The following is a 656-nucleotide window of genomic DNA, read 5'->3' as shown; positions in this document are numbered from 1 at the left end:
AGGTGGCCGACTACGCCACCGCTGTCGCCCAGGCGCGCGACAACAACCGGCTGGGCTACCCGATCGGCGCGGAGTATCTCAGCGGCGCGAGCGTCGAGCTGAGGGCCGACGCGATCCCGCTCATCGACAACATGGTCACGGCCAACACCGAGCGCACCGAGGACGCGATGGCCGGTCAACACCCGTTCTGGCTGATGATTCTCGGTCTGGCCGCGCTGGTGGTGCTGGTCTGGCTGAACCGCGAGCTCGCGAAGCACTTCCACAGGCGGATTAACAAGGGCATCGCGGTGGCCGCGGTGATCGTCCTCGTGGTGACCGTGGTGACGGCCTTCGGCGCACTGGTCCGCGACAACTCCAACGACTCCCTGCTCGACGGCGAGCTCGCCACGGCGGTGTCGGAGTCGAACGCCCGAACGGCTGCGAATGACGCCAAGGCGAGCGAGAGCCTGCGACTGATCAAGCGGGTGCCCGGTGAGAGCTTGTCGGAGGCCGCCTGGGTGGCGTCCCGCGAGATCGTCGACAAGTCGGCGTCACGCGAGACCGTTGGCGCCTGGAACGACTACGTCGCGCAGCACGACGAGATCGTGGAGCTCGACAACGCCGGCCAGTGGGACGAGGCCGTCAAGCGGGCGACCGAGGCAAGGGGTGGTTCGACC

1 pseudogene is annotated in these 656 nt (G+C 68.0%); it reads left to right on the top strand.

Annotated elements, in window-relative coordinates:
- Positions 1–656: pseudogene (locus ACOADB_RS23835) on the top strand (hypothetical protein); the annotation flags it as partial.

The sequence above is a fragment of the Nocardioides sp. CPCC 206348 genome (assembly GCF_048654705.1).
Taxonomy (GTDB): domain Bacteria; phylum Actinomycetota; class Actinomycetes; order Propionibacteriales; family Nocardioidaceae; genus Nocardioides.
This window is presented reverse-complemented; position numbering and strand designations above follow the sequence as displayed.